Raw genomic sequence first — 25,963 nt, 5'->3', positions numbered from 1 at the left:
GAAATCAAATTTCGAGAGGTTTTTATCAGTCGTATGAAATTCTTTTTAAGTCGGTTTAATTTGAAATGTTTTGCGAAGCATTTTTTTGATGAAGCTCAACGAAATGGAATCGAACGGAGCGGTGTTTCGAGGAGTCGATCGGAATCTTTTGGTCACCCTTTCGAATATCGTTTATATATCGTCTAACGGAAGATATTCCGTTTTGCACATTTTGGATCAGAACTTGGAAGTAGTGGGCACGCTGAAGCAGACTTTGCAAAAGCTGAAATCGGAAAAGTTCGCGAGGGTTCACAAACAATATATTATAAATATGGAATTTTTAGGCCACGTGGAATATCTGACGGACGGAGTTCATTTCGCGTATAGGACGGACGAGGAGAAAAGCCAGGTTCCCATGAGCGGGGTGTATCTAACTTACACGACTGCGAGAGAGGATTGATTTTACGATTTCGTATTAAAAAATTTATAAACCCCGCCTTAAATCTGATTTTCTATTTGAAGCTCCCTTTCAATCTTGTCCGAGAAACTTTCTAAAATGCAGTCAGAATATTTTTCAAACACCCGGGCCCGATCCTCGGTGGATTATCTATTAAGAACCGTTCACCAACACCATGTCCAACTGAGTCTGATGGCGGATCAAAAAGCCAATATCCTAATCGCGGCGTCCTTCGTGATTCTTTCTTTGGCTCTCGGCTTTTTGCAAAGAGGCACTTACGTCACCGGAATCGTTCTTCTGATGGGATTTATCGCGATCGCCGCTTCCTTGGCGATTTTCGCCGTGATGCCCTTGTCCAGACCGGATAAGATTCGAAAAAAGAATCCTTTGTTCTTCGGAGATTTTGCCGCGGACGACGAGGAAACTTTTTTTAAAAACGTGGAAGCCACCCTGGAAACGGACGCTTCTCTTTATAAGGCGATTTCATTCGATATCTATCAGATGGGAAAAACCATCTACTTTACGAAATATAGATATATTCGCTGGAGTTATCGGTTTTTTTTGGCGGGTTTTTTCAGCGGCGGAACCCTGATCGTCTTCGAAAGCATCGGTTGGATTCCTTCTTTGATCCGGGGATAAACCTAAAAAGTTTTAAGCGATCTCTCTTTGATCCATTAAGAATCTTTCATATTCCGTTTTGAGACAACGTTCGAAAGGAAGCCACCTCTGTTCGTCGATCAGAGAATCGAAATTTCGAAAAGACGCGAACTCGGACCAGACTTCCCGAAAGACGTTGACGAGAAGTTTCCGATAATACGGGAGATCCAAGTGGATCTTTTGATTTTTTTGTTTTAGAATCGGGATCATCTCTTCGGGAAGATACCACTGATCCCTACTTTTCGCTTTTCGGTTGAGAACCAGATAACGGATCTTTTCCCCCGCTTGAACTTCGATTCCCATTTCCTTAAGATTGTTAAGCGAAACCGCGGTGGGGCCCGCGACCTCGTATTCGTCCAATTCTTTCGAAGTCGATTTGCGTATAAGAAGAATTTCCCAAGGAACCCGATCCGCTTTTAAAGCGGCGTCGTATCGATCGTAAATATTAAGAATTTCTGATTCTGCGTTTTTTAAATCGAAGACAGTAATTTTTTCCCGCATCCAATCGAGCATTTCTTGTTGGGCGTTTCGGATAAAGATCGGAAGATCCTTTCTTCTGGCTCCGATTCCTCTACACTTGAGTTGTCCGTTTTGAAATCTTCCCATGTATCGATTGGCTACGGGCATCTGCGGATCCTGACTGGAGGAAGGAAACAAAAGCCAAGTGTAAATTCCGTCCACGTCGATTTTCACTTTCGTTTTACTCTCGATCTCGGAACAAAGGGAATCCAATTCCTCTTTTGAAAAAGAAGAAGAATCTTCCTTACGGATAAAGATGCTGTCCGTAATCGCGTGGATAAAAACGTATCCTCGTTCTTCCGCGCTTTCTTTTGCGATCAGAAGTTTTTCCCTTGCGAACGCGTTTACGCTTTCGTGACTTTCCAATCTTCCGAATTTCGCGTTTCTATAACCGAGATATCCGAACGAAGTGACGAGCATCCATTTTAAGCTGGATTGTTTTTGATCGTATTCCGAAAGTTTTTCGGCGTATTTTTTTTCCTGATCCGCTTCTCTGATTTCTTTCGTTTTGCGTTTGTAATACGCTCTTCTGTACAATACGTGGTCGAGAGCCTTGGCTACGATTCCTTTACGTTTTTTGCATATTCTATAACCCAATCCGGGAACTCTGTTTACGTCCGGATCGTTCACGCAACAAAGACAGTTCACACATTCGGGAGAAATGTTATGAATCACCATCGTGCTCGGATACATCTGAGCGAAGTCCAGTTGGGCCACATTCTCCGCCGTCATTCCGAAAGAAATATCCGGTTGAAACACGAGACCGCCTTTGTCGGCTTCCAAAAGTTGAAGAGCGGTCTTCGGTGATTCGATCGCGCTTTTTTGCCAGGGAACGAGGTAATCTTCGCGAAGCGCCACGTCTGTTTCGATGCTCGTCAAAGCCTTTCCGGTCGAAGCCCTTGCCATCTTTTGTATGGGAAGTCTGGATAATCTCGCCAGCTCCGCGATCCCCAGAAGGTCCGCGGCCTTGTGAACGAAACTATTTTCACGATCGATATGCCATCTTCCGAACAACGGATAAGAAGGAGCGCGATACACGATCTTTCCGTACGTATTGAAACTCGTTCCTTTGGTTTGAATGTTTCTTCGGATCGGAGAACTTCTATCCCTATCGAAAGCGGGAAAAATTTTCATACGTTGGGCTTGAGTGAAAAGATACGGAAAGATGATCTGATCTCCGTAAGAGGAAAGAATGATATCGGGATCTTCCTGTTTGAGAAGTTCGTCGATTCGAAGCAGAAGATTTTTCGGATTTTTTCCCGAAAATTCCCAAGATCCGATTTCGTTTTCGAAAACCAAAAAATTGTCCTGCATCGGAATCCGATGACTCATCTTGAGTCTCATGGAAAGCGTCTTGAAGTTCGGGATCTCGTATTCCGTTTTTTCTATTTCATCCCCTTTGTTCGTGCGGATCGTCTTGATGATTCTTCCGTTTTTGTCGTTTATATAATAAATTTCTAATTTACACAAAGGGAATATCTTTTTTTCCACCATATAACTCGTGGGAACTTCTATGTCCGAATGATAGATATCGAACTTCCCGTAAAGCGCATAGAGTTTTTTGGTGACTTTGGAAAGAATGGAGGGTCTGGAAATGGTGATTTCCAAAACGGGCACGGCGAGATTTTCGTAGAATAGTTTTTTATCGACGAGTTTCGGAATTCCGGATATCGCGTCGAGTTCGTATAATCTTTGGACGAGTTTTTTGAGAATGGATTCTTCCCCTCTCGCATAAATGACCGGTTGATAATGATCGTGGAATAGAAGGGTTTCTCCGTTTTCCGTCAGAAGCCATAGATGGATCTTGTCTTCTATATGATAAATATCGAATAGAGTTCCTTCTATGAGTTGAGAATCGGACATTTTCTTTCCAACTTGTTCTTGCGGATTTTTTGTTTTCGCTTTTTCAAGGATTTATTTAAACTTGTTCCGACAAACTATCGGGCCGAAAAACGCTTGCAAAGAATGTAAAGAACTTGCGGTGCGCGTTTTAATTCTATCGTTTCGCGTTGTGTTTTTGTGCGATTCCATAACGTTTCTGTTTTGCCCTGAACTTATGTGTGATTCGCCGCAGATTTAGATTCAAATTCAGATTGGATACGCGATTCAGATTCGATCGAATTCGTTTTCGTCGCGTTTTCTTTCAGTGTGATTATTTCCTTTTTCAATCGATGAAGCTCTTTTCTAAGATCGATCATCATCGTCAAAAGCATCGTGTCGATCGGATACGGACCCGAAGCCATCACTCCGGCTTGCACTTGCAACTTCGCGATTCGAATCAGATCGTCAAAAACTTCTTGATCTGGTTTGCGAAGCCCGCGTCGGAATTCCAGAAGACCGGATTCTACTTGTTGCATTTGTCTGGAATAGGGAGTTACCGTTCGGCCCATACGTTCGCCTCGTGATTTTGATTTAGATTTTTTTCGTTCAACGCGAGAGGAGGAACGGAAGAATGCGGAACGGGTTTTTTGATCGTTCGGATATAGGATAGTTTATCTTCGATTCTGAGTTCCCATAGATCGACCGAGGTTTCTACGAGTCTTGGAAAGAAATTTTTGTATGTGGGATGCGGATATTTCATCTTCTCTATGACGAGCACCGGCATCTCCATCGCGTGAAGACGTTCGAGTATGAGAAGCATCTTGTTTAAAAGAAAAATTCCTTCGTCTTCTTGAACGTCTCCGTCGAAGAATTGTTTGCAAGGGGCTAAGAGAAAGTAGATCGTATCTTTGGCCGCTTCGTGTTCGATCGTATGCAGTGCATCCAGGATTTGATAGGGCGTAAACGCTCTTTGAACCAGGATGTTTTCGAGCAAGGTTTCGGGCGGAACTCTTCTTTTGCGCGTTTCTTCGGTGATTACGAACGGATTGAAACGTATCGCACAATCCAAATTGAAGATTTTGAACCCGGATACGGCGAATGCGTATTCCCATTGCAGCGCCAAGTTGTAGATCCCACTCATGCCGGTCAGCATTCCAAGGCCTTTTCTTTCCCAACTCAAGATCGGGTTGTAAAGGGGATCGTGATCCTGTGGAAACGAGGTCGGGAATACTTGGAGTTCCATGTATACTTATTATATGATATGTATATAAATGTAAAGTATTTTCATTTCAAATGCTTGGGTAGAATGATAAAAAGGGAAGGCGCCATGGTCTTTGTTGTGCTCGGGAATTGTGGTAGTTCCTACATTTTTGGGGGACATAAGGAGTTGGCCCGTGTCGACTTGGCGTTTGCTGCGTGGTAGTTCCTACACTTGAAAAGACATAAGTAAAACTCTCAGTGAAAGGAAAATGTAAGAGTTCCCACAGCGACGGCTGGAATCGAATCGATCTATGTCTTCTCAATTGTAGGAACTCATACTTCTTTCCCAAAAAAATCCATGCGCCAGAGATCCGAGCGACGCGAATGCGGCCGAAGCGTTAGCGAAGTCGCGGCAGAGCTCGGTCCACCGGAAAGGTGGAGGCGCCCAAAAATGATTTCGGGGGTGTTCTGTCCCGAACTGGATAAGCGCGACAACGGCGCTGGAGTTCCCACAAATAAAAAAGGCGCCTTTCCTCAAGGCGCCTTTTTCAAAAACGGAACGTTCCGTTGTCCGTTTCGAACTTCGATCAATCCAAACGGAAATTGGTCATCGGAAATTTTTGAGTCACTTCCTTGACGCCGCCTCTGACTTTGGTTCTGTTTTTCTCGTCGTTCGGATTGTCGAGAAAGTCGCAAATCAGATTTCCGACCACTTCGATATCCGCAGGTTTCAAACCGCGAGTGGTAAGCGCCGGAGTTCCCAAACGAATTCCGGAAGCAACCGCCGGAGGATTTTTATCAAAAGGAATCGCGTTTTTGTTCACGGTAACGCCGACCTCGTCCAGACCGTCCGCGGCTTGCGCGCCGGTAAGACCTTTGACGGAAACGTCCAAAAGAACCAAGTGGTTGTCGGTTCCGCCACTCACGACTCGATAACCGCGTTTCACAAAAACTTCCGCGAGAGTTTTCGCGTTTGCGAGAACGGTTTCGATATACGTTTTGTATTCCGGTTGAAGCGCTTCTTTGAAAGCGACCGCTTTCGCCGCAATCACGTGCATCAAAGGACCGCCTTGGATTCCCGGGAATACGCGAGAGTTTAGTACTTTCTCATTTTCTAATGTAGAAAGAATCAAACCCCCTCTCGGTCCTCTCAACGTTTTGTGGGTGGTCGTCGTGACGTAATCGAACATTCCTACGGGAGAAGGGTGATAGCCCGTGGAAACGAGTCCGGAAATATGAGCGATGTCCGCCATCAATTTCGCGCCGACTTCCTTTGCGATCTCAGCGAACTTTGCGAAGTCGATGGTTCTCGCGTAAGCGGAAGCTCCCGCGACGATCAACTTCGGTTTGTGTTCTCTCGCCAGTCGAGCGACTTCGTCGTAATCGATGGTTTCGGTTTTAGGGTCGACCCCGTATGGAATCGGTTTATAAATTCTTCCGCTCACGTTCACCGGAGAACCGTGGGTCAAGTGACCTCCGTGCGCGAGGTTCATTCCTAAGAAAGAATCTCCCGGTTCGAGACACGCGAGAAACACGGCCATGTTCGCCTGCGCGCCGGAATGGGGTTGAACGTTTGCGTATTCAGCGCCGAAAAGTTTTTTTGCTCTTTCGATCGCGAGTGTTTCCACAACGTCCGCGTTGTGACAACCGTTGTAATATCTTTTGCCGGGATAACCTTCGGCGTATTTGTTCGTAAGTGTGGATGTGTAGGCTTCCAGAACCGATCTGGAAACGAAGTTTTCGGAGGCGATCATTTCCAGGTTGTTTTCCTGTCTTTCGTCCTCTTTTTTTAACGCTGCGAATATCTCTGGATCTGCTTTCGGAAGAAACTGCATCTGGCCCTTCTTTGTGATAATTCCGAGAAGAAGTCCGATTTAGTCTCTGAAGATGAAATCCATCCTCGAATATTTATCCTTCCAAAGCCGTTTCGCTTCCTGAAAGACGGCTTTTTTAAACCGGAGATCATTCTCTACGCCCATTTTCGAAAGGCCCAGTGATTCGGCAAATACATGAGATAGGTCCTGGCCAAATTTTACGGCGGAAAAATCGTTCGGAAGAGAGGTCACAAAATCGGAATGTTTGCGATTCTTCCTGTATTCCGGTTCTTCGGGAGGATGTCCCAGCAATCCCGCAACCCTTTCGATCAGGGAAGATTTTAGAATCAATGTCCCGTGATGAACGACCGCGCCCTTTTTTCGGAACTGAGCGTTGCCCGAGATTTTTTTTTCGAGTCCTTTTTCGAAAATAGCGAGGTCCGATTTGCCTCGGAAAGAAGCGTCTAACGTTTGTCGCTTTAACGCGTTTATAACCAGGCCCAGAAAATAATCGTAGGATTCTTTTACTTTGTAGAGTTCGGGTTTTACGTCCAAGGAAACGAAAAACGTAAAGTTTAGATTCTCCTCCGGATGATGAACCACCGTGCCTCCGCCGCTGGCCCTTCGTACGATCGAAGGAAATTCGGCATCAAAAACTTTTTGATGAAAGCCTTCGCCTTGAAAAGAATTTGCTTTTTTGTCTTTAGATTCATTCGGATTAGATGCGTCGCCTTTCAAAGAAGAATTCGCATCTTGAAATCTTTGCAATACCGATGGAAGAATCGTATCTTCCGCTTTTTCGGAAAGACCGAGTACGATGGAGAACGGATTTTTCCAAATTCTAAGTCCTGCTCCGTAGCCGGAGGAAACCAAGTGAAGTCCGATCGCTTCTTCGATCGCAAGATTGGCCGCTGCGGATCGCCGAGAATTTTGGATAAAGGAGAATGTACGCATATTCGAAAAACTTTAGAGTCCTATACAGGGTTCGTATTTGCTTTTGAAAACGCAATCTGAATTGTTTCCCCGGGCGCAGTTACATTGGTCTCTTTCTTGCAATCATTCTAGATTTATCTGAAACCATAATTCTCCATTTGGCGGGAACAATTTTGTTTTGAATCAGTTTCCCATATCCCGGAAAATAAATTGGATCTTGGAGTTTTTCCGAAAGAACCGCTCCGAATCGGTTATAGAGTTTTCCGATTGTCGGTCTTTCAATATCAAATAATCCATATATGGTTTCGAAATCCTGTTCTAACGTATAATCCGTACTCATGGATAAAACTTTATTCCCAGGTTTTAATGCTGCGGCCGCAAAGGAATTCATTTCCGCGATTTTATTTCCTTCCAATATAACTTTCGCATGATTCCCGCAAAAAAGTCCGTATTCGATCGGCAAACCAGAGCGACCCTTGGTTACTACTCGAGATGTTGCGAGGATTTCTTCTTTTGCGTTGATCGCAATGAAGTAACGACTCGATCCATCTATGTCAAACATACGATCGAAGTCCGCGTTATATCCTACATACTCTAATTTAGAATATTGATCCTGAATGAATGTTCTCGCCTTTTCGATCAACGATCTTTCTTTTTTGAAAGAGCAGACGACGTATTCGATCCGATCACCGTCAATTTTGATCCGTGTTTCTTGGTTGGGTTGCGTATTGTTCATAATAAATTTTACCACTTTTGAAAAAAACAATGATGTTTCTATCTTTAAGACGCTTGTATATCTCAATGTTCTTCTTTAGTTATTAAAAATATGAATTATGTAAATATAAATTAAGAAATGTTTATGTAGTTTGATATTTTAATTAAACAAGTTCTGAGAAGAATTTTTATTTAAGGAATTGTAATTATTGTTTTTGAATTTTTGAGTTGGGAAGTTGTGTTGTTGATTTGAACTATGGAGGGATTTCTTTTGATGAAAGTAAACATAATGAAGAATGCGGATATTGATCTTGAAACCTTGAATCGTCTTAGGGAATTTATTTCGAAAATTTTTGAGAAAGGCGGGTATTCGGATTCTCCCTGGAGAAATCATAATTATGATCCGTGGGCGACTTGGTTTTGGGTTGAACATGGAAAACGGATCCTTGCGACCATGAGGATTATCGAAAAAGCTCCTGAAAATTGGATTCCGCTTGAGATCGCCGTGATCGACGACGGAGGCAATCCCGCCATGCGTTATGCGGTTGTAGAAAACAATGTCGCGGATTGGAATTCTATTGCATTCGAACCGACTAAATTTGGTGTTTACGCGGCTAAAAGTACGTTTCGAACCGTTGCAAAATATTGTTTTGAAAAAGGCTTTGAGGTGGTATACGGATTATATAATACGAAACAATTTGGTATTAAAAGGTTGTATTTCGGGGCAGGAGCTATGCGTTCGAATCGCTATTCTTCCGAAGTATATTTTCCCGATTTTCGTTTCAAGGGAGAGCTTGCAAAATTTCATGTAATTGAATTGAAACCGGAAACATTAAAACGAATCGCTTTCAATTTTTGATATTCGATAACCTGATCGTATAGCCATACTTACCGAAGAAGTCGCCGTCGTTTAGAATGCCGATTCTTATTCTTTCTTTCGATGCAACTTAAACAAAAGATTCGCCTTCACGGTCGGCCATTCGTTTTCCAAAATGCTGTAGACCGCAGTGTCGCGTAACGTTCCGTTCGGCATGATTCTGTGATTGCGAAGAATTCCGTCCAAAACCGCTCCGAGTCTTTCGATCGCCCTTCTCGAGTTTTCGTTCAAACGATGAGTTCTAAACTCGACCGCGATACATTCCAAATTCTCGAAAGCGTGTTCCAAAAGAAGAAGTTTGCATTCCGTGTTTACGTTCGTCTTTTGAAATTCTTTCGAATACCAGGTCGAACCGATTTCCAAACGGTTCGAAACCTTTTCGATGTTCATATAACGCGTGCTTCCTATGATCTTGGAATCGCTTTTGCGAACGACCACGAAGGGAAGGGAAAGTTTTTCCTTTTCCTCCGCGAGGGCCTTTGCGATCCAGGATTCCATCTCTTCGGGGGAAGGAACCATCGTAAACCAGAGCTTCCACAATTCTCCGTCAAACACCGCTTTGACGAGCGCGTCCTTGTGTTCCGTTCTGAGCGGACGGAGTTCTACGAAGTTTCCGATCAGAGAAACGGGTTCGGGCGGGTAGGAATGTTTCATGTGGATCAAATCCGGTTTCGAACGTCTATCATTCTTCCGAATAATACTTACTCGAAGCGTCTTTCAAAAATTTCTTTTCCTTTCTGGAAAGGGAATCCATTCCCGATTTCGAAATCTTGTCCAGGAGTTGATCCACTTCTTCTCGGACGTGAATCTTTCGGTTCATCTCTTCCTGCCATTTTCTCATCTTTCGTTTTTGAAGATAACGGCCGAGAGAAAGAGAAGCCGGGATTTTTGACTTTAGTTTATTATAATATAGAAAATAAAGACCGCCGCCGATCGCGCCTCCCAAATGGGCCATGTGCGCGATGTTTCCGCCCGGACCGGAAAGCGCGATGATGAGCATCAGAATGACGACCATATACTTCGCTTTGAGAGGAAAAAATCCCATAAAAAGAAGTTCTTGATTGGGCCAGATCAACGCGAACGCGATCAAAAGACCGTAGATTCCGCCGGAAGCTCCGATGATGGTTCCTTGATGAAATCCGACGTTGTGAAGAATCCACGGAAAAAATCCTCCCATAAAACAGGAGAATAGATAGAACTTCAGAAAGTTTCTTCCGCCCCAATAATTCTCGAGAATGGAGCCGAACATCCAGAGCGAAAACATATTGAACAGAATATGAAAGAAATTCTGAACCGAATGTAGGAATGCGTACGTGATAAACTGCCAGACAAAAAAACGATGTGTGATCAAATCGGGCGTCATCCCGAGATACAGAGTCAGATAATCTCCGACCGTCCATGAAAGAAGGAGTTGAACCGCGAAAAGTCCCCCGTTCAAAATCAAAAGGGTGCGGACTACGGGAGTTAATTCCGGGCCGATCCGATTGTAGATGCCTGTCATAGGGGAACATGATTTCTCCTTAGAATCGGACGACAACCGTAAAACGATTTTTCTTTTTCCTCTTCTCTTTGACAGAATGATTCAAATCGAAATCCTGGGTTCAAGGTGATCGTCCAACTCTACGGAACTCGGGGCTCGATTTCCTCTCCGCTCAGAACCCCGGAATACATTCAGAAGGTGACTCAAATCCTGGAGCTCGTCCGGGACGCAGGCCCCGATGCCCTGAGGGACATTCAAAAATTTATTTCTAATCTTCCTTCTTATCTTACGCATGTGGTCGGCGGGAACACGACCTGCGTTTCGGTGATTCCTTCCTCCGGCAGAAGAATGATCTTCGATTGCGGAACCGGAGCCAGAGTGATCGCGGACGAATTGATGCAGGGAGAATTTAAAAAAGGTGAGGGAAAGATCGCATTCTTCTTTACCCACACGCACTGGGATCATATCCAAGGAATTCCGTTTTTCAAGCCGCTTTATATTCCCGGGAACGAACTGCATTTTTATTCTCCTTATCCCGATTTGAAGGAACGTTTTGAAAAACAACAATCTCCCGAGTTCTTTCCCATTCCATTTTCCGCTCTTGCATCCACGAAACTCTTTACCTGTCTGAGTCCCGGCGAAACTTTGGATTTAGAAGGGGATTGTAAGGTCGGCATTTATCCTCTCAAACATCCGGGCGGCTCCTTCGCCTATCGGGTGGAGGAGAAGGGAAAGGTTTTTGTTTTTGCCACGGACGCCGAATTTACCGGAGAAGACTTCGGTTCCGTCTCGGAAATGAAGCCCTTTTTTGAAAATGCGGATCTGCTCGTCCTGGATTCTCAATATACCCTGGATGAATCCTTCCAAAAATTTGACTGGGGACATACATCCTACACAATGGCCGTAAACTGCGCAGTCGCTTGGAACGTGAAGAAACTCGTTTTGACCCATCACGAACCCGCTTATGCGGACGACGTTTTGGACATCATTCTCGAGGAAGCTCGGGCGCACGCGGCGGCGCTCGGTAACTCGTCCATCCAGATAGAATTAGCCGTAGAAGGGAACGTATATAAATTATCATGAAAAGTATCGGACTTCATAGAACCTCCAAAGCCTTGCTCGTTATCGCCCTCTTAGGCGGCCTCTTTTTCGGTTATATTCTTTCGGAAGTGGACGAAGGGGGAGAACTCGCGATGCTCGCCTCGTATCAACCCACGACTCCGACCCGGCTTTACGATATCAACGGAGTCGTCTTCGCCGAACTTTACAAACACAAACAACAACTTCTGAAATACCAGGACATTCCTCCGCACGTGGTTCAGGCGTTTCTTTCCGTGGAAGACAACAACTTCTTCAATCACTTCGGGATCGACTTTATGGCGATTCTCCGCGCGGGGATCGTAAACGTGATTTCGGGAAGAATCAAACAGGGCGGTTCGACGCTGACCCAACAGCTCGCCAAAACCGTTTTGCAGAACAGAAAACGTTCCTTTGCGAGAAAATTCATCGAGGCTCTTTTTACCCTTCAGATCGAACAGGAATATTCAAAAGAAGAAATATTAGAAATTTATTTTAATCTAATTTACCTCGGACACGGAACCACGGGGCTCGCTTCCGCGGCGGACGTTTATTTTCAAAAGGACGTAAGCGACTTGGACATCGCGGAAGCGGCTATGCTTGCGAGACTTCCGAAGGCGCCCGTGAAATATTCTCCGTTTAAAAATCCCGCGATTTCCAAAGGCGCGCATTTGAGCGTTCTGAGATTGATGGCGGAACAAGGTTATATTCCCGCGGATAAGGTTCAATCGATCCACGACGATTTCTGGAACAAGTATTGGCCGGTCGTCATCACACAATCTCCTTCTCAGTCGACTTGGGGAAATCGTTTGAACAAGGCTCCGCACTTCACCGAATACGTTCGTCAAAAACTCGAAAAGGAACTCGGAGAGGACAAGGTTTATACGGGTGGTTTGAAAGTTTATACGACCCTCGACGCTCGTAAACAAGAGATCGCTCAGGAAGAATTGTCCAGGGCGATCAAAAAACACGACGATCTCGTTTCCGGCGTAACCGTAAATTATTCCGGCGGAGCGGATCGCGGTCTTGTGGGTCTTTATTATCTGATGGGTTCCATCTTTCCGGTGGGAATGCCCTTCGTCAGTAAACTCGACGATAAGGCGAACTACCGAGTCGCCCTCGAAAGAGAACTGATCGACGCCGCCGATATTCTTACCATCTTAACTCCGGGCGAAAACGAATCCGCCGCGATCTCCGAGTTTCAAAAACAAACCGCGGTCTTCGGAAAAAACCTGCACGTAGAAGGCGCGGCGATTACGATCGAACCTTCCACGGGTTACATTCAAACGATGGTCGGCGGTTACGAGTTCACTCCGAAGAATCAGTTCAACCGCGCGACGATGGCGAGACGCCAAACGGGTTCCGCGTTTAAACCGTTCGTGTACGGAGCCGCGATTCAAGAACGAGTCGTAGGAAGCGGAACCGGAATCATGGACGCACCGCTAACGACCTTAACCGAAGAGGGAGAAGGTTGGTCGCCTCAGGATTTCGACGGAGATTTTCTCGGAATGGTTCCGTTGTCCCGCGCCTTGTCCTTATCTTTAAACATCGTGTCGGTGCAAGTGTTCCTTCGAACCGGACCCGACGCGGTCATCGACTTCTCTTCCAGACTTTTAGGAGTCAATCCGAATCGTTTTCCGCCCAGCCCGGCTCTCGCTCTTGGAATCGCGGAACTTACGCCGCTTGAGATGGCGCTCGGTTACGCGACCATCGCCAACAACGGAAGAAGAGTGATTCCGTTTTCTGTGCGTTATGTGATCGATCAAAGCGGCAACGTGGTTTACAACGAAGAGATCAAGGTTCAGGAAGAATTACAAAGACAAGCCAAGGACGGAAGCATTCAGGTCATCTCCGAAGGAACCGCTTACATTCTTAAGAAAATGCTGACCAACGTGGCGATGGCCGGAACCGCCGCGATGGGTTTGCGCGATCCGGACAAAGGAAATTACAGAGGAACCGCCGCCGGAAAAACCGGATCGACTTCATCGTTCACCAACGCTTGGTATTGCGGGTTCGATCCGAATTATACGACCGTGATTTGGTTGGGTTTTGATAAAAGTTCCATTTCTTTGGGAAGAGGACAGGCCGCTTCGGTTCTTGCGGTTCCGATTTGGGGAAGAATGTACAATCGTTTTTACGGCGGTCAGAATTATCCTTCCTTCGGCGAAGACATTATGCCCGACGAAGTGCAAGGCGGAGGAACCTGCGCCTACAACGGACTTTCTCCGAAACCGGGAGTATGTCCCGTAACTCAAAACCTGACTCTCAAGCCGATTACGGTTGCGGGAGTTACCAAGGCGGTGATGGGCAATCGTCAGTGCGACGGAGAACGCGATCACCACAAGTCGATGGATTTTAGAGAGTTCTTACAAAAAGAATATCAGATTAGTGATGAAGAATTAGGCAAAACAGATCGGAAGTTTAAACCAAGAACGGAATAATCGCGTTTTGGAGAATTTCGTTTACAGAATTTTTTCGTTTATAAGGATTGAAACCGGGGCTTACGCTTTTTTGCATCCAAAGCCTCTCAAAAGGAATCATTAATGTCTGTAGAAATCAAGGTCCCCGAAATGGGAGAATCGATCACGGAAGCAACTATTGCGAATTGGGTAAAGAAAGAAGGAGAACAAGTAAAACAGGACGAGATCCTGCTGGAACTGGAAACCGACAAGGCGACCATGGAAGTTCCGGCTCCTTCCTCCGGCGTTCTTCAGAAAATTCATAAGAAGGCCGGGGACACTGTGAAAGTGAAAGAGATCATCGGTCTCATCGACGCCGCCGCAACCGCCTCCGCACCAGCACCTTCCTCTACCGCACCGACTCCAACTCAAACAACACAAACCTCAGGAAACGGAAACATCAACGAAACTCTTCCTCCTGCGGTTCGTAAATTGATCGACGACAACGGACTAAGCGCGTCTTCGATTTCCGGTTCGGGTAAGAATGGACAAATCACAAAAGAAGACGTATTGAAAGCAATCGAATCCAAATCCTCCGCAAGTGTGGGAACTGCAACGGCGGCAAAAGCGGCTCCGGCTTCCGCACCTTCTCCGGAAATTCCAAAAGCGGTTCCCGCCGCGAGAAGAACCGATCTTCCGAGAGAAAACGCGGTTCCGATGTCCCGTCTTCGTAAGGTCATCGCGGAAAGACTCGTGTCTGCGCAACACAACGCGGCGATTCTCACCACGTTCAACGAAGTGGATATGAGTTACGTTATGGAACTCAGAAACCGTTATAAGGATAAGTTCAAAGAGACGCATAACGTGGGTCTCGGATTTATGAGCTTCTTCACCAAGGCTGCGATTCACGCGCTGAAGACGATTCCCGCCATCAACGCGGAAATCAGAGGAAGCGATATCGTTTATAAGAATTTTTACGACATCGGAGTCGCCGTCGGAGGACCGAAAGGACTTGTGGTTCCGATCGTAAGAGACGCGGACCTTTTGACCTTTGCCGGAATCGAACAGGAAATCGGAAGACTTGCGAACAGAGTGAAGGACGGAAAGATCGAACTCGCCGAAATGGAAGGCGGGACGTTCACGATTTCCAACGGGGGAATCTACGGATCGATGATGTCGACGCCGATTCTCAATCCTCCTCAGAGCGGAATTTTAGGACTTCATAATATAGTAAAACGTGCGGTGGTTGTCAACGATCAGATCGTAATCCGTCCGATGATGTATCTCGCGCTTTCCTACGATCATAGAATCGTGGACGGAAAGGAGGCGGTTACTTTCCTCGTGAAGGTCAAGGAAGCGATCGAAGACCCGGCCCGTCTTTTACTAGAACTTTAATGAAAGAGGAACCATGTCAGCAGAATTTGACGTAGTCGTGATCGGCGCCGGACCGGGGGGCTACGTTTGTGCCATCCGCTCCGCACAACTCGGTTTCAAAACCGCAATCATCGAAAAAAGAAAAACCCTCGGAGGCACCTGTCTCAACGTGGGTTGTATTCCCTCCAAGGCGCTTTTGGATTCTTCCGAAGAATACCACAAAGCGCTCCATAAACTCGACGTTCACGGGATCACCGTCGGTAAAGTCGATCTGGATCTAACCAAGCTGATGAACCGAAAGGATCAGATCGTAAAGGAAGTCACCGACGGCGTGGACTTTCTGATGAACAAAAATAAGATCAAACGTTACGAAGGTTTCGGCAAGGTTCTTTCAGCGGGCAAGGTCGAAGTCGCATTAAACGACGGAAGCAAAGAAACGATCAACGCAAAACATATCGTAGTGGCGACCGGATCGGTTCCGATCGACATTCCCGGTTTGACCGTGGATGGAAAGAATATCATCACATCCGATCACGCGATCGATATTCGCAAACTTCCCAAGAAGATGATCGTAATCGGCGCCGGTGTGATCGGACTCGAACTCGGATCGGTTTGGTCGAGACTCGGAACCGCAGTGACCGTCGTTGAATTCTTACCCGGACTCATTTCCAACGTGGATCGTCAGATGGGTTCTCTTCTCGAACGTTCCCTTACCGGACAAGGAATGGAATTCTTATTCGAACACAAAGTGAAAGGCGCGACCACGGGCAAAAACGGAGTGAAGGTTCAAATCGAAGATTCCAAAGGCGTGGCGAAAGAACTCGAAGCGGACGTCGTTCTCGTTGCGGTCGGACGCAGGCCGTTCCTCGAAGGTGTGGGACTGGAAGAGACAGGAGTCGCATTGACGCCGCGCAAACGAATTCAAATCGACGGACATTTTAAAACGTCCGTTCCCGGAATTTATGCGATCGGGGACGCGGTGGACGGACCGATGCTCGCACACAAAGCGGAAGAAGAGGGCGTCGCTCTCGCAGAATTGATCGCGGGCCAATCGGGACACGTGAATTACGATGCGGTTCCAAGCGTCATATATACTTGGCCGGAAATGGCTTGGGTAGGAAAGGGCGAGGAAGAATTGAAGGCCGCTGGAATCGAATACAAAACCGGAAAATCACTCTTTCGACCGAATGCGCGCGCAAAAGCGATGAACGAGGCCGAAGGACAGGTCAAAATATTAGCGGATAAAAAAACGGATAAAATTCTCGGTGCGTTCATATTCGGACCGAGGGCTTCGGACATGGTTGCGGAATTGGCGGTTGCAATGGAATTCGGCGCGTCTGCGGAAGACGTCGCAAGAAGTTTCCACGCCCATCCGACCTTGGCGGAAGTAATCAAAGAAGCGGCGATGGCGGTGGATAAGTGGGCGATTCACGCATAAGCGTGGGCGCCATTAGGTAGGTTTCAAAATGAAGATAGAAAAACTCATGGCGCTTTACGGCGAGAACGGCGCTCTCCTTGAAGAACTTTATAATCAGTACAAACTCAATCCCGAGACCGTGGATAAGGAATGGAAAACATTCTTCCAAGAAGTGGATTCCAACGGTCTTGCAAACGGGAACGGAAACGGATATTCGAACGGCAACGGTAAGTCCGCGGTCGCCACTTCCTTTACGGACGCGCAAGCGGGTTCCATCCGGGAGATGGGGGTCATCAACCTTCTAAACGCATACAGAAGACAAGGTCACCTCGCCGCAAAACTCGATCCGTTGGAAATTCAAAAACCGAACCGCACGTTCATCGATTCCAAACTGCATAGCATTTCTCCTGCGGATTTGGAAACCGTCGTGGACAGCGATACGCTTGGAAGAGTGAAACTCAAAGAGATCGTGGATCTTTTCGAAAAGGTTTATTGCAACACGATCGGAGCGGAACACTTCTATCTCGTAAACGACGAAGAACGCGAATGGCTTCAAAAACAAATGGAGTCCCCCGAATTCTTAGCCCCTCTTTCGAAGAACATCAAACTCAGACTTTTCGAAAAATTATTCCAAGCCGATTATTTCGAAACCTTTCTCGCGAAAAAATACGTGGGTAAAAAAAGATTCTCTCTCGAAGGGGGAGAATCTTTCATTCCTCTTCTCGACACGATCGTGGAAGAGGCCGGACATCATCAGATGGACGGACTCGTAATCGGAATGGCACACAGAGGACGACTCAACGTTCTCGTGAACATCATCGAAAAACCGGCGTCGCTCATCTTTGCCGAGTTCGAAGAAAAAACGGATAAGGATAATCTGAGTTATGCGGACGTGAAGTATCACCTCGGTTATTCCAACAGCAGAATGACCGCGGCCGGAAAAGAAGTAAAACTTTCTTTGGCGTTCAACCCGAGTCACTTGGAATGTGTGGACCCGGTCGTAACCGGTTCCGTGCGCGCGCGTCAAACCTTGATCGGCGATAAAGATCGCGCGAAATACATGCCGGTTCTGATTCACGGGGACGCGGCGTTTGCGGGCCAAGGTGTGGTCGCAGAAACTCTCAACCTGATGAACCTCGAAGGTTACACGACGGGCGGAACGTTTCACATCGTAGTAAACAACCAGATCGGATTTACGACTCTTCCGGACGAATCCAGATCCACGTTGTATGCAACCGATCTTGCAAAAGGATTTCAGATTCCGATCATCCACGTAAACGGGGACGATCCGGAAGCGGTTTACAGAGTCGTAAAACTCGGTATGGAATACCGTCAGAAATTCAAAAAAGATTTTATCATCGACCTCGTATGTTATAGAAGACTCGGTCACAACGAAACCGACGAGCCTGCGTTCACACAACCGAAGATGTATTCGATCATCAAGAGTCATCCTCCGACTGTAAATCTCTACGAGAAAAGACTCGTGAGCGAAGGCGATATCCAACAGGAAGACATCGACTTCATCAAAAACGGATCGATGCACGGGCTGGAAGATTCTTTCCAAAGAGCCAAAGAACAGGACGTAAAGATCCGTGTCGATACCATGCAGGGAGTTTGGTCCAAGTTCTCCAAGGTTTCCTTGGATTCGGAGCCTGCTACAAAACTTCTCGCAGAGCAAATGCACGGAATCGTTCAGTCTTTGACTTCGGTCCCGCAAGGATTCACTCCGAATTCCAAACTCGTGAAACTTCTTCAGAGCAGAAAGGAAATGGCGGAAGGAAAAATTCCAGTGGATTGGGGATTTGCGGAAGCTCTTTCTTTCGGATCGATTCTCGAAAGCGGATTTAGAATCCGTCTTTCCGGTCAGGATTCGCAAAGAGGAACCTTCTCTCATCGTCACGCGGTTCTCGTGGATACGAACACGAACGAAAAATACATTCCTCTCAATCACATTTCGCCTAAACAAGGTAAGGCGGAGATCATCAATTCTTCCCTTTCCGAATTTTCGGTTTTGGGTTTTGAATACGGATATTCTCTCGCCGATCCGAACGCTCTCGTGATGTGGGAAGCTCAGTTCGGTGACTTTGCGAACAGCGCGCAGGTGATTTTCGATCAGTTCATTTCCAGTTCGGAAGTGAAATGGCAAAGACTTTCCGGTTTGATCATGCTTCTTCCTCACGGATACGAAGGCCAGGGACCGGAACATTCTTCCGCGAGATTGGAAAGATTTTTACAACTCTGTGCTCTCAACAACATGCAGGTTTGTAACCTCACGACAGCGGCTCAGTATTTCCACCTTTTAAGAAGACAGATGCTTAGAAACTATCGTAAACCTCTCGTGATCGTAACTCCGAAAAGTTTACTTCGTTTCCCCGCTTCTCTTTCTCCGGTGGAAGATATTCTTCAGGGAGCGTTCCGGGAAATCCTGATCGACGACAGCGGTTCCAAACCGGAAAAAATCGACAAGGTCATCTTCTCCGCGGGTAAAGTATATTATGATTTAATGAAATACCGCGACGAGAACAAGGTTCAGAACGTGGCGCTCGTTCGTGTGGAACAGATTTATCCGTTCCCCGCAAAAGAAATCGAAGCCGCGCTCAAGAAGTTTAAGAACGCGAAATCGTTCGTATGGTGCCAGGAAGAACCGAAAAACCAAGGCGCTTGGTTCTTTGTTCGCGAAAGAATCGAAGATTTGATTCCTTCCAACGTAAGACTTGCCTACGCGGGAAGACACGAGTCTCCGAGCCCGGCGGCCGGTCATATGAAACTGCATTTGCAGGAACAGGATCAGCTCGTTCTGGACGCGTTTCAGTTCTAAGGAAAGAATTTTCCCGATTCAAGTTCGCTTTCCGTTTTTCGTTTTAGAATTTTAGAAGATACTAAAACGGGAAACGAACGGCGAAGCTCATCGAAACCGCGGTTTGCGGTCTGATCACCAGCGACTTAAAATCTCCTTTTTCGTATACGGATTCGCATCGCCTCTCGGATCGATGGCCGTGTTCGCTTCCACTTCCACGAACTTTGGAATTCCTTTTTCGGAAATGCACAAGTCGATATTGTTGTCGTTATCGTCGATATCCGCGATTTGATACGGAAAAGCCGTCCACGTTTTTTTTCCTGACGTCATCCGAATTCGAAATCGTTTCAAATCTCGATCGCCTAATTCTTGTCCGTCGGCCGCTCTGACTCCGCCTGCCCAAACGATTCTAACCACGATCGCGGTCTCCGCGCGAGGGCAGTCTTTTCCACGTTCGGATTCGTTGTAAGGATAAGAATTTCCAAAATCGAAATATTCAGCATAACTAATAAACGGTCCCTCTATGAGAGAAGTCACCGAAACATTTTGTCCGAAAAAATTCTGACCGTCTCTGCTTTTAAGTTCGCCGACGATCTCGATTTTTTTCGGTTCGTTATCGGGATAATTTCCGAACTCGCCGATCAACAAAACGGTCCGCAGTTCGAACGCTTCCAAAGCGGGTGCGTACGTAACGAACGAAGGATAAAGAATTTCTCCTTTGGCCGTCGTTATCCGAAAATCGGAGATGTCTAAACTCGTCGGATCGATTTCGTGAGAAAAAACCAAGGGCATACCGTCTTTGCCGGGAGCGGATCGCCAGAGCGCGATCGATCGAAAAGGAAGCGAATTGTCCAATCCGAAAAAAGCGGAGATGAGTTTTGCGTTTCTACGGCGATTGACTTCGGGTATTTCCGCGGAGAGATTTTGTTTTGGCACCGAAATACAAGTTGTGCAAAAAATTAGAACGATGGAAAAGAACGTTTTTTGTATTCTCATCTGAACTCCGTTTTTATGTTCTCTTTCTAAACTGGATCGATTCGTTTTCTGGAGTTTTCATTTATAAAATTTTTCCGCGAAAGATTCAAAACTTTCGGAAACGAGTTTTAACATTTAACATCCAAAGAAGCGTAAAATACGAACCGAGTTTGTTCCGTTCGGATTATAAGATAAAGACCCTGGAAAATTTCCGCTCTTGGATCGTAAGATTCCTAAGGATCGAATTTTACGAACTGCACAGTTATAAAGGGATAAAAATTTTTTCTCTTAAAATTATAACTTTAAAAAAGTGTCACTTACCAAATCGATCAATTTTGATTGCGTTTCCGTTTTCGTTTTTCTAATTTGCAGCGCATGTTGTCAAAGAACGCGCGGAAAAACGGAACGCCCTTGTGGATCGGAATCTTCTTAGTCCTTTGTTGCGGATGCAAACAAGATCCGATCGAATACAATCATAGAATTCTACTCGTCATGGACGGAATTTTCGAGGACGCAAGATCGATCGATCTCGCGTTGGAAGAAGAGAATTTTTCGGATGCAAAAGTCAAAACGTCCGCTTGGGAGAAAAAAATCAAGACCGCCAAAGAAAGCCTAAGGAGAATTGGAAGTTTTCGCGGGAATTCTTCCCTGAAAAACGCGAGCGATTTCACGTTGGATATTTTTTCCGATCATTTGATCGTATATTATAAAAGATTAATATCTCTTCTCGAACGAAACAATCCCTCCGATTCTCAGGAAGTATACGACACGTATTATAAGATCCATTTGAGAATGGACGAGGCCGACAAAACCTTCAAAGAGGCTTCCGAAAAATTTAGAATGGATTTTTACGAATAACGAACCCTCCATTTCCGCGCGGCTTTTGATAGTCTTATTATAAAACATTAAAAGCGAGATTGACGAAACTCGGAATTTTCTTATCATATCCCCAAATGCAAACGGCGCCTTTTCGGTTTTCTCTGTTCGTATTAATTTTTTGCGTCTTCCCGCTCGTCGCGGATCCTGCAAACGACGGCGAACATTCCCATTCGGAAAGGAGACTCTACGCTCATTCCTTAAACGTAAAGATCGAATCCAAAAAAATCTCCGCTTCTCGCGAAAAGATTCACGATCTGGTTCACAATTACCGGGGTTTTATTTCCAAAAGCACGAACTCGAACCTGAAGTTTAAGATCCCCTTCGCCAATCAGGATCATTTTCTGATCGAACTTAGAAATTCGGAATTCGTCGACAAAAGCGACGAAACGATCGACGACATTACCGATCCGTATGAGGAATGCGTGAGAAGACTGGAAATCGATCATGAATTCCTTTCCAAATACAAAAAGTTGTTCGAAGAGGATAAGATTCCGAAACGGGATCGCAGACATATTCTCGCCAAACAACACAGGGTTTCTTTGGACATTCAAAAACTGGAAAAGAAGAAAAAGGATCTGATTCTAAAAACGAAATTTTCGGATTTTACCGTTTCGTTTGTCCCGCTCAAACACGCGGATCATTGAGCGTCCGGATTTTGTGGGAACTCCTCGATTTTTTGAAACATAAGAATCCCGCAATCGTGAATCGTAAGTGGAGCTTTTTGTAGTAGTTCCTACGATTTTTTCGTGAAATGGAAGGCCCCACCCTGATCTTGGGCGGAGGGGCGGGTGGTGGAAAACTCGGGAAATTCTTCCTTATCAGAAAATCATACTTTTCTCAAGAAGAATTCTCTAACCCAAAGCTTGTCGGAACTCCGACAAGCTCGATATTTTTTTCTTGTTTAAAGAAGTCCGGTCTTTCTTGCGATCGCGTAAAAGTTTACGCCGTAACCGAGCCCGAGAAAATTTTTAGGAGGAAAAAGATCGTCCGTTTCCGGATTCCAAACGTCTTTTACAAGCGCCTCCATGGAAAAATCTTTTCCGACCGGAAGGCCGAGAATTCTATCGGGGAGTTGCGGAAATTCTGCCATTCTTATTTGCCTCTTTTAGTGGTTTCAACGAGATCGTAAAATTTTTGAAACAGATAACGGGAATCGTTCGGGCCGGGCGCGCTTTCGGGATGATATTGAACCGTAAGCAACGGATAACCGGACTTTAAAATTCCTTCGACGGTATCGTCGTTCAGATTTAAAAACGAAACTGGTTCATCGGACTTCTGATCGTCGATCACCGCAAAACCGTGATTTTGCGAAGTGATCTCCACTTGTCCGGTCGATAAATTCTTAACCGGTTGGTTTCCGCCTCGATGACCGAACTTCATCTTCTCGGTTTTTTTACCGAGGGAAAGTCCGATGATCTGATGACCGAGACAGATTCCGAAAAGAGGATATCCTTTTTCCATGATCTTGCGGGTCGCATCGATCGCGTAGTCGAGCGGCGCCGGATCTCCGGGACCGTTGGAAAGAAAGAATGCGTCCGTTCCTTCCTTCATGATATCTTCCGCGGGAGTTAAGGCCGGATAAACCGTGACCGCAAATCCGTTTTCGTCCAACAAACGGAGAATGTTCGTCTTCACTCCGTAATCGTAAACGGCGAGTTTAAACTTTTTACCTGTATGAGTTCCGAAGATATATTTCGAAGAAGTCGTTACGACTTTTGCAAGATCCGCGTTGATGATTCCCGGAAAAGACTTCACCGTATCCAAAAATTTGGGAGAATATTCGGGCGCGACGAAAATTCCGCCGTTCGGAGAACCGTTGGTTCGGATATAACGAGTCAGCTTGCGCGTATCGATCCCCTGAATGGCCGGGATTTTATATTCCTTTAAAAACTGGGAAAGGGTTTTTTCGGATCGAAAGTTCGAAGGTCGATCCACGTATTCTTTTACGATCAATCCGCTCGCTTGGATCTTGGAAGATTCCATGTTGTCCGGATGGATTCCGTAATTCCCGATCATCGGGTACGTCAACGTTATGATTTGATTACAGTAGGAAGGGTCGGTTAGAATTTCTTGATAACCGGCCATGGAAGTATTGAAGACAACCTCGCCGACGGACTCCGTTTCGTAACCGAAGGATTCTCCCTCGATGACCGTGCCGTTGTCGAGAACCAGGAACGCTTTCATCTCATACAGCGTCGATGCGGGGTTGGGCACAGTCAAGGTTTTTCCCCCGCAAATGCAAATCGGTTGAAAAATATGTCCGATTTTCGCGAATGGAAAACTAACACGCTATCTAATAATTAGACCTGAAAAATGTAATACTAGTCTAATTATTAGACAACGTATGGAAAGGGGATCACCCAATTTAATTCCTGGAATAGAATACGATATGCATAGGCTAACACTGCCGGACAAATCCGTAAAAGAAGTTTCCGAAGGCGCGACTTACAGAGACTTCATCGAAAAAGAATTACCTTTTTTAAAAAACAAGGCGCTCGCCGTACGTCTCAATGGCAAGGATATCCAGGACTTATCCCGAACGGTAGAGACGGATGCAAACATAGAAGTATTGACCTACACCGAAAAAGACGGTTGGGAAACCTTTCAACATTCCGCGGCGCATTTGCTCGGAATGGCGGTTCAGAATTTATATAAGAATGCGAATCTCACCGTAGGTCCCGTGATCGAAAACGGACCCGGATTTTTTTATTACGACATCGACTTTCAAGGAACGATCATCACTCCCGAGGATTTTCCGAAGATCGAAGCCGAGATGGAAAAGATCGTAAAGGCGGATCATCCGGTTTGGAGAAAGGTCGTCCCGAAACAGGAAGCGATCGAAACGTTTCAAAAACTCGGAGAAAAATATAAGATCGAAATCATCGGCGGAATTCCGAGCGAAGAAGTTTCCATCTATGGAATGGGAGAATGGTTCGATCTTTGCCGCGGACCGCACGTTCCGAACTCCGGTATATTAAAATCTTTTAAACTAACCGCGATCTCGGGCGCGTATTGGAAAGCGGACAAAGACAACGCGATGCTCACTCGGATTTACGGAGTCGCGTTTCCTTCCAAAAAGGAATTGGACGCTTATCTTTTTCAAATCGAAGAAGCGAAGAAACGAGATCACAGAAAAATCGGAAAGGAGATGGATCTATTCTCCTTTCAAAAGGAAGGTCCCGGTTTTCCGTTTTGGCATCCGAAAGGAACCATTCTTTGGAATTCTCTCGCGGAATATCTCAGAGCGGAATGCAACAAACGCGGTTATCAGGAAATCAAAACTCCCGCGATGTTGTCCGCGGAACTTTGGAAGAAGTCCGGCCACTGGGAAAACTTTCATGAGAATATGTATTTCACGGACATCGATGAAGAGGACTACGCGCTCAAGCCGATGAACTGTCCCGGATGTTCTTTGATTTATAAACATCATCTTCATTCTTATCGTGAACTTCCTTTGCGTTTTGCGGAGTTCGGAAGCGTTCATCGTCACGAATTGCACGGAGTTCTTCACGGACTTTTTAGAGTGAGAGCGTTTACGCAGGACGATTCTCATATCTACGCACCTTTGGATTTCTTGGAATCCGAAGTGATGGACATCATCGACTTTACGTTTACCGTATATAAGAAATTCGGATTTTCCGAATTCAAAACCTTCATCGCGACTCGACCCGAAAAATCGCAAGGCAGAGACGAGGATTGGGAATTCGCCACAAACACTCTCAAGTTATCTCTTGAGAAGAAAGGAATTCCATACGGAATCAAAGAAGGCGAGGGCGCTTTCTACGGGCCGAAGATAGAATTCAATATCAAGGATTCCATCGGAAGACTTTGGCAGTGCGGAACGATTCAGGTCGACTTCTCCATGCCGGAACGTTTCGATTTGGATTACACCGACAGCGACGGTCAGAAAAAAAGACCGGTGATGATCCATAGAGCGATTTACGGTTCCTTGGAAAGATTCATCGGAATTCTCATCGAACACTACGAAGGAAAATTCCCTCTTTGGATTTCTCCGAATCAGGTGAGAATTTTGACCGTTACCGAAAAGGTGGCCGATTACGCGAAGGACGTTTATCGCGAGTTAGTCGACGCGGGTTTTCGTGTGGAGATGGATTCTCGAAACGAAAAGATCGGAGCGAAAATTCGGGATTCTATTTTAAAAAAGGCGAATTATCTTTTGGTTCTGGGCGAAAAGGAAATGGAATCGGGAACTCTCGCCGTGAGAAAGCTCGGTCAAGAGGATACGAAAACTCTGACTCGCGCCGGTTTTATCTCCAATCTTCAGGACGAGATCAAGGCGGGTTGATTTTTCCCGAGAATGTAGGATGTACAACGTTCTTGTATGAGCCGGGGAATTCTCGGTTGAACTTTGTATTTGTGGGAACTCCTGCGTTTTCGCAACTCAGTTCGGATTTTTTTGGGAAGAGAATTGTAGGAACTACCACATTCTCCCGAAAACGATCGGAATCCGATCCTGAAAATGTAGGATCTCCCACTTTCGGACGCGAACTCTGTCGTTTACTCTTCGAAATTGTGGGAACTCCCACGAACCTTTTGAAATCGGTAAAATCCGCTTGAAATAAAGGCTGATTCT

The 25,963-nt window shown here is 45.8% G+C and carries 22 protein-coding genes; 11 read left to right on the top strand and 11 right to left on the bottom strand.

Annotated features, from left to right (window positions below):
* Positions 1 to 88: 88 nt before the first annotated feature.
* Complete coding sequence (locus LEP1GSC052_RS09475) at positions 89 to 439, top strand: LytTR family DNA-binding domain-containing protein (protein WP_010575563.1); 351 nt, start codon at positions 89 to 91, stop codon at positions 437 to 439.
* A gap of 96 nt (positions 440 to 535) precedes the next feature.
* Positions 536 to 1,075: a Pycsar system effector family protein gene (locus tag LEP1GSC052_RS09470; protein ID WP_020986208.1), complete on the top strand. Its 540-nt coding sequence runs from the start codon at positions 536 to 538 to the stop codon at positions 1,073 to 1,075.
* Between the two features lie 12 nt (positions 1,076 to 1,087).
* On the opposite strand, the gene LEP1GSC052_RS09465 is transcribed toward LEP1GSC052_RS09470, so the two are convergent.
* The 6 genes from LEP1GSC052_RS09465 to LEP1GSC052_RS09430 all read right to left on the bottom strand — a co-directional run bounded on the left by LEP1GSC052_RS09465 (position 1,088) and on the right by LEP1GSC052_RS09430 (position 8,182).
* Entirely contained in the window at positions 1,088 to 3,475 is a 2,388-nt protein-coding gene (locus tag LEP1GSC052_RS09465) for a DNA polymerase domain-containing protein (protein ID WP_010575561.1), read from the bottom strand.
* A 191-nt stretch (positions 3,476 to 3,666) separates the two neighbouring features.
* Entirely contained in the window at positions 3,667 to 4,002 is a 336-nt protein-coding gene (locus LEP1GSC052_RS09460; RefSeq protein WP_010575560.1) for a DUF8156 family protein, read from the bottom strand.
* Entirely contained in the window at positions 3,987 to 4,676 is a 690-nt protein-coding gene (locus tag LEP1GSC052_RS09455) for a hypothetical protein (protein WP_010575559.1), read from the bottom strand. The genes LEP1GSC052_RS09460 and LEP1GSC052_RS09455 overlap by 16 nt, the downstream gene beginning before the upstream one ends.
* Before the next feature lie 544 nt (positions 4,677 to 5,220).
* Positions 5,221 to 6,468 carry a serine hydroxymethyltransferase gene (glyA, locus tag LEP1GSC052_RS09440; protein WP_010575556.1) on the bottom strand — a complete coding sequence of 416 codons (1,248 nt, stop codon included), beginning with the start codon at positions 6,466 to 6,468 and terminating at the stop codon, positions 5,221 to 5,223.
* Positions 6,469 to 6,507: 39 nt separating this feature from the next.
* The gene (locus LEP1GSC052_RS09435; protein WP_010575555.1) at positions 6,508 to 7,401 is read right to left on the bottom strand and encodes a lipoate--protein ligase family protein; all 894 of its coding nucleotides are present in this window, start codon (positions 7,399 to 7,401) and stop codon (positions 6,508 to 6,510) included.
* Positions 7,402 to 7,480: 79 nt separating this feature from the next.
* A complete protein-coding gene (locus LEP1GSC052_RS09430; protein ID WP_341853234.1) occupies positions 7,481 to 8,182 on the bottom strand; it encodes an LBL_2463 family protein in 702 nt (233 codons plus the stop codon).
* 186 nt (positions 8,183 to 8,368) lie between these two features.
* Between LEP1GSC052_RS09430 and LEP1GSC052_RS09425 the strand changes: the two genes are divergently transcribed.
* Positions 8,369 to 8,953 (top strand): LBL_2463 family protein, encoded by a 585-nt coding sequence (locus LEP1GSC052_RS09425; RefSeq protein WP_040913423.1) that lies wholly within the window; start codon positions 8,369 to 8,371, stop codon positions 8,951 to 8,953.
* 66 nt (positions 8,954 to 9,019) lie between these two features.
* On the opposite strand, the gene LEP1GSC052_RS09420 is transcribed toward LEP1GSC052_RS09425, so the two are convergent.
* Both LEP1GSC052_RS09420 and LEP1GSC052_RS09415 read right to left on the bottom strand, forming a co-directional pair.
* Complete coding sequence (locus LEP1GSC052_RS09420) at positions 9,020 to 9,625, bottom strand: GNAT family N-acetyltransferase (protein WP_010575552.1); 606 nt, start codon at positions 9,623 to 9,625, stop codon at positions 9,020 to 9,022.
* A gap of 28 nt (positions 9,626 to 9,653) precedes the next feature.
* The gene (locus LEP1GSC052_RS09415; protein ID WP_010575551.1) at positions 9,654 to 10,472 is read right to left on the bottom strand and encodes a rhomboid family intramembrane serine protease; all 819 of its coding nucleotides are present in this window, start codon (positions 10,470 to 10,472) and stop codon (positions 9,654 to 9,656) included.
* A 105-nt stretch (positions 10,473 to 10,577) separates the two neighbouring features.
* Between LEP1GSC052_RS09415 and LEP1GSC052_RS09410 the strand changes: the two genes are divergently transcribed.
* From LEP1GSC052_RS09410 to LEP1GSC052_RS09390, 5 genes are all read left to right on the top strand, one after another.
* The gene (locus LEP1GSC052_RS09410; RefSeq protein ID WP_010575550.1) at positions 10,578 to 11,534 is read left to right on the top strand and encodes an MBL fold metallo-hydrolase; all 957 of its coding nucleotides are present in this window, start codon (positions 10,578 to 10,580) and stop codon (positions 11,532 to 11,534) included.
* Positions 11,531 to 13,969 (top strand): penicillin-binding protein 1A, encoded by a 2,439-nt coding sequence (locus LEP1GSC052_RS09405; protein ID WP_010575549.1) that lies wholly within the window; start codon positions 11,531 to 11,533, stop codon positions 13,967 to 13,969. The genes LEP1GSC052_RS09410 and LEP1GSC052_RS09405 overlap by 4 nt, the downstream gene beginning before the upstream one ends.
* 102 nt (positions 13,970 to 14,071) lie before the next feature.
* Complete coding sequence (gene odhB / locus LEP1GSC052_RS09400; RefSeq protein ID WP_010575548.1) at positions 14,072 to 15,322, top strand: 2-oxoglutarate dehydrogenase complex dihydrolipoyllysine-residue succinyltransferase; 1,251 nt, start codon at positions 14,072 to 14,074, stop codon at positions 15,320 to 15,322.
* A 13-nt stretch (positions 15,323 to 15,335) separates the two neighbouring features.
* Positions 15,336 to 16,739: a dihydrolipoyl dehydrogenase gene (gene lpdA, locus LEP1GSC052_RS09395; protein WP_020986725.1), complete on the top strand. Its 1,404-nt coding sequence runs from the start codon at positions 15,336 to 15,338 to the stop codon at positions 16,737 to 16,739.
* Between the two features lie 28 nt (positions 16,740 to 16,767).
* Positions 16,768 to 19,536 (top strand): 2-oxoglutarate dehydrogenase E1 component, encoded by a 2,769-nt coding sequence (locus LEP1GSC052_RS09390; RefSeq protein ID WP_010575546.1) that lies wholly within the window; start codon positions 16,768 to 16,770, stop codon positions 19,534 to 19,536.
* Positions 19,537 to 19,650: 114 nt separating this feature from the next.
* Here LEP1GSC052_RS09390 and LEP1GSC052_RS09385 read toward each other — a convergent pair whose 3' ends face one another.
* A complete protein-coding gene (locus LEP1GSC052_RS09385) occupies positions 19,651 to 20,511 on the bottom strand; it encodes a hypothetical protein (RefSeq protein WP_020985885.1) in 861 nt (286 codons plus the stop codon).
* A 354-nt stretch (positions 20,512 to 20,865) separates the two neighbouring features.
* Between LEP1GSC052_RS09385 and LEP1GSC052_RS21535 the strand changes: the two genes are divergently transcribed.
* Both LEP1GSC052_RS21535 and LEP1GSC052_RS09370 read left to right on the top strand, forming a co-directional pair.
* Positions 20,866 to 21,348: an LIC11966 family surface protein gene (locus LEP1GSC052_RS21535; RefSeq protein WP_420812763.1), complete on the top strand. Its 483-nt coding sequence runs from the start codon at positions 20,866 to 20,868 to the stop codon at positions 21,346 to 21,348.
* Between the two features lie 95 nt (positions 21,349 to 21,443).
* Complete coding sequence (locus LEP1GSC052_RS09370) at positions 21,444 to 22,013, top strand: DUF4349 domain-containing protein (protein WP_010575543.1); 570 nt, start codon at positions 21,444 to 21,446, stop codon at positions 22,011 to 22,013.
* Positions 22,014 to 22,270: 257 nt separating this feature from the next.
* Here LEP1GSC052_RS09370 and LEP1GSC052_RS09365 read toward each other — a convergent pair whose 3' ends face one another.
* Both LEP1GSC052_RS09365 and carA read right to left on the bottom strand, forming a co-directional pair.
* The gene (locus LEP1GSC052_RS09365; protein WP_010575542.1) at positions 22,271 to 22,459 is read right to left on the bottom strand and encodes a hypothetical protein; all 189 of its coding nucleotides are present in this window, start codon (positions 22,457 to 22,459) and stop codon (positions 22,271 to 22,273) included.
* A 2-nt stretch (positions 22,460 to 22,461) separates the two neighbouring features.
* Positions 22,462 to 23,553, bottom strand: coding sequence for a glutamine-hydrolyzing carbamoyl-phosphate synthase small subunit (carA, locus tag LEP1GSC052_RS09360; protein ID WP_010575541.1), 1,092 nt, complete (start codon positions 23,551 to 23,553; stop codon positions 22,462 to 22,464).
* Positions 23,554 to 23,758: 205 nt separating this feature from the next.
* Here carA and thrS point away from each other — a divergent pair, with 205 nt between their 5' ends.
* Positions 23,759 to 25,675: a threonine--tRNA ligase gene (thrS, locus tag LEP1GSC052_RS09355; protein ID WP_010575540.1), complete on the top strand. Its 1,917-nt coding sequence runs from the start codon at positions 23,759 to 23,761 to the stop codon at positions 25,673 to 25,675.
* The last annotated feature ends 288 nt before the right edge of the window (positions 25,676 to 25,963 follow it).

This window comes from Leptospira kmetyi serovar Malaysia str. Bejo-Iso9 (assembly GCF_000243735.2).
In the GTDB taxonomy this organism is placed as follows: domain Bacteria; phylum Spirochaetota; class Leptospiria; order Leptospirales; family Leptospiraceae; genus Leptospira; species Leptospira kmetyi.
The sequence above is the reverse complement of the archived record's forward strand: the minus strand, read 5'-3'. Positions and strand labels throughout refer to the sequence as shown.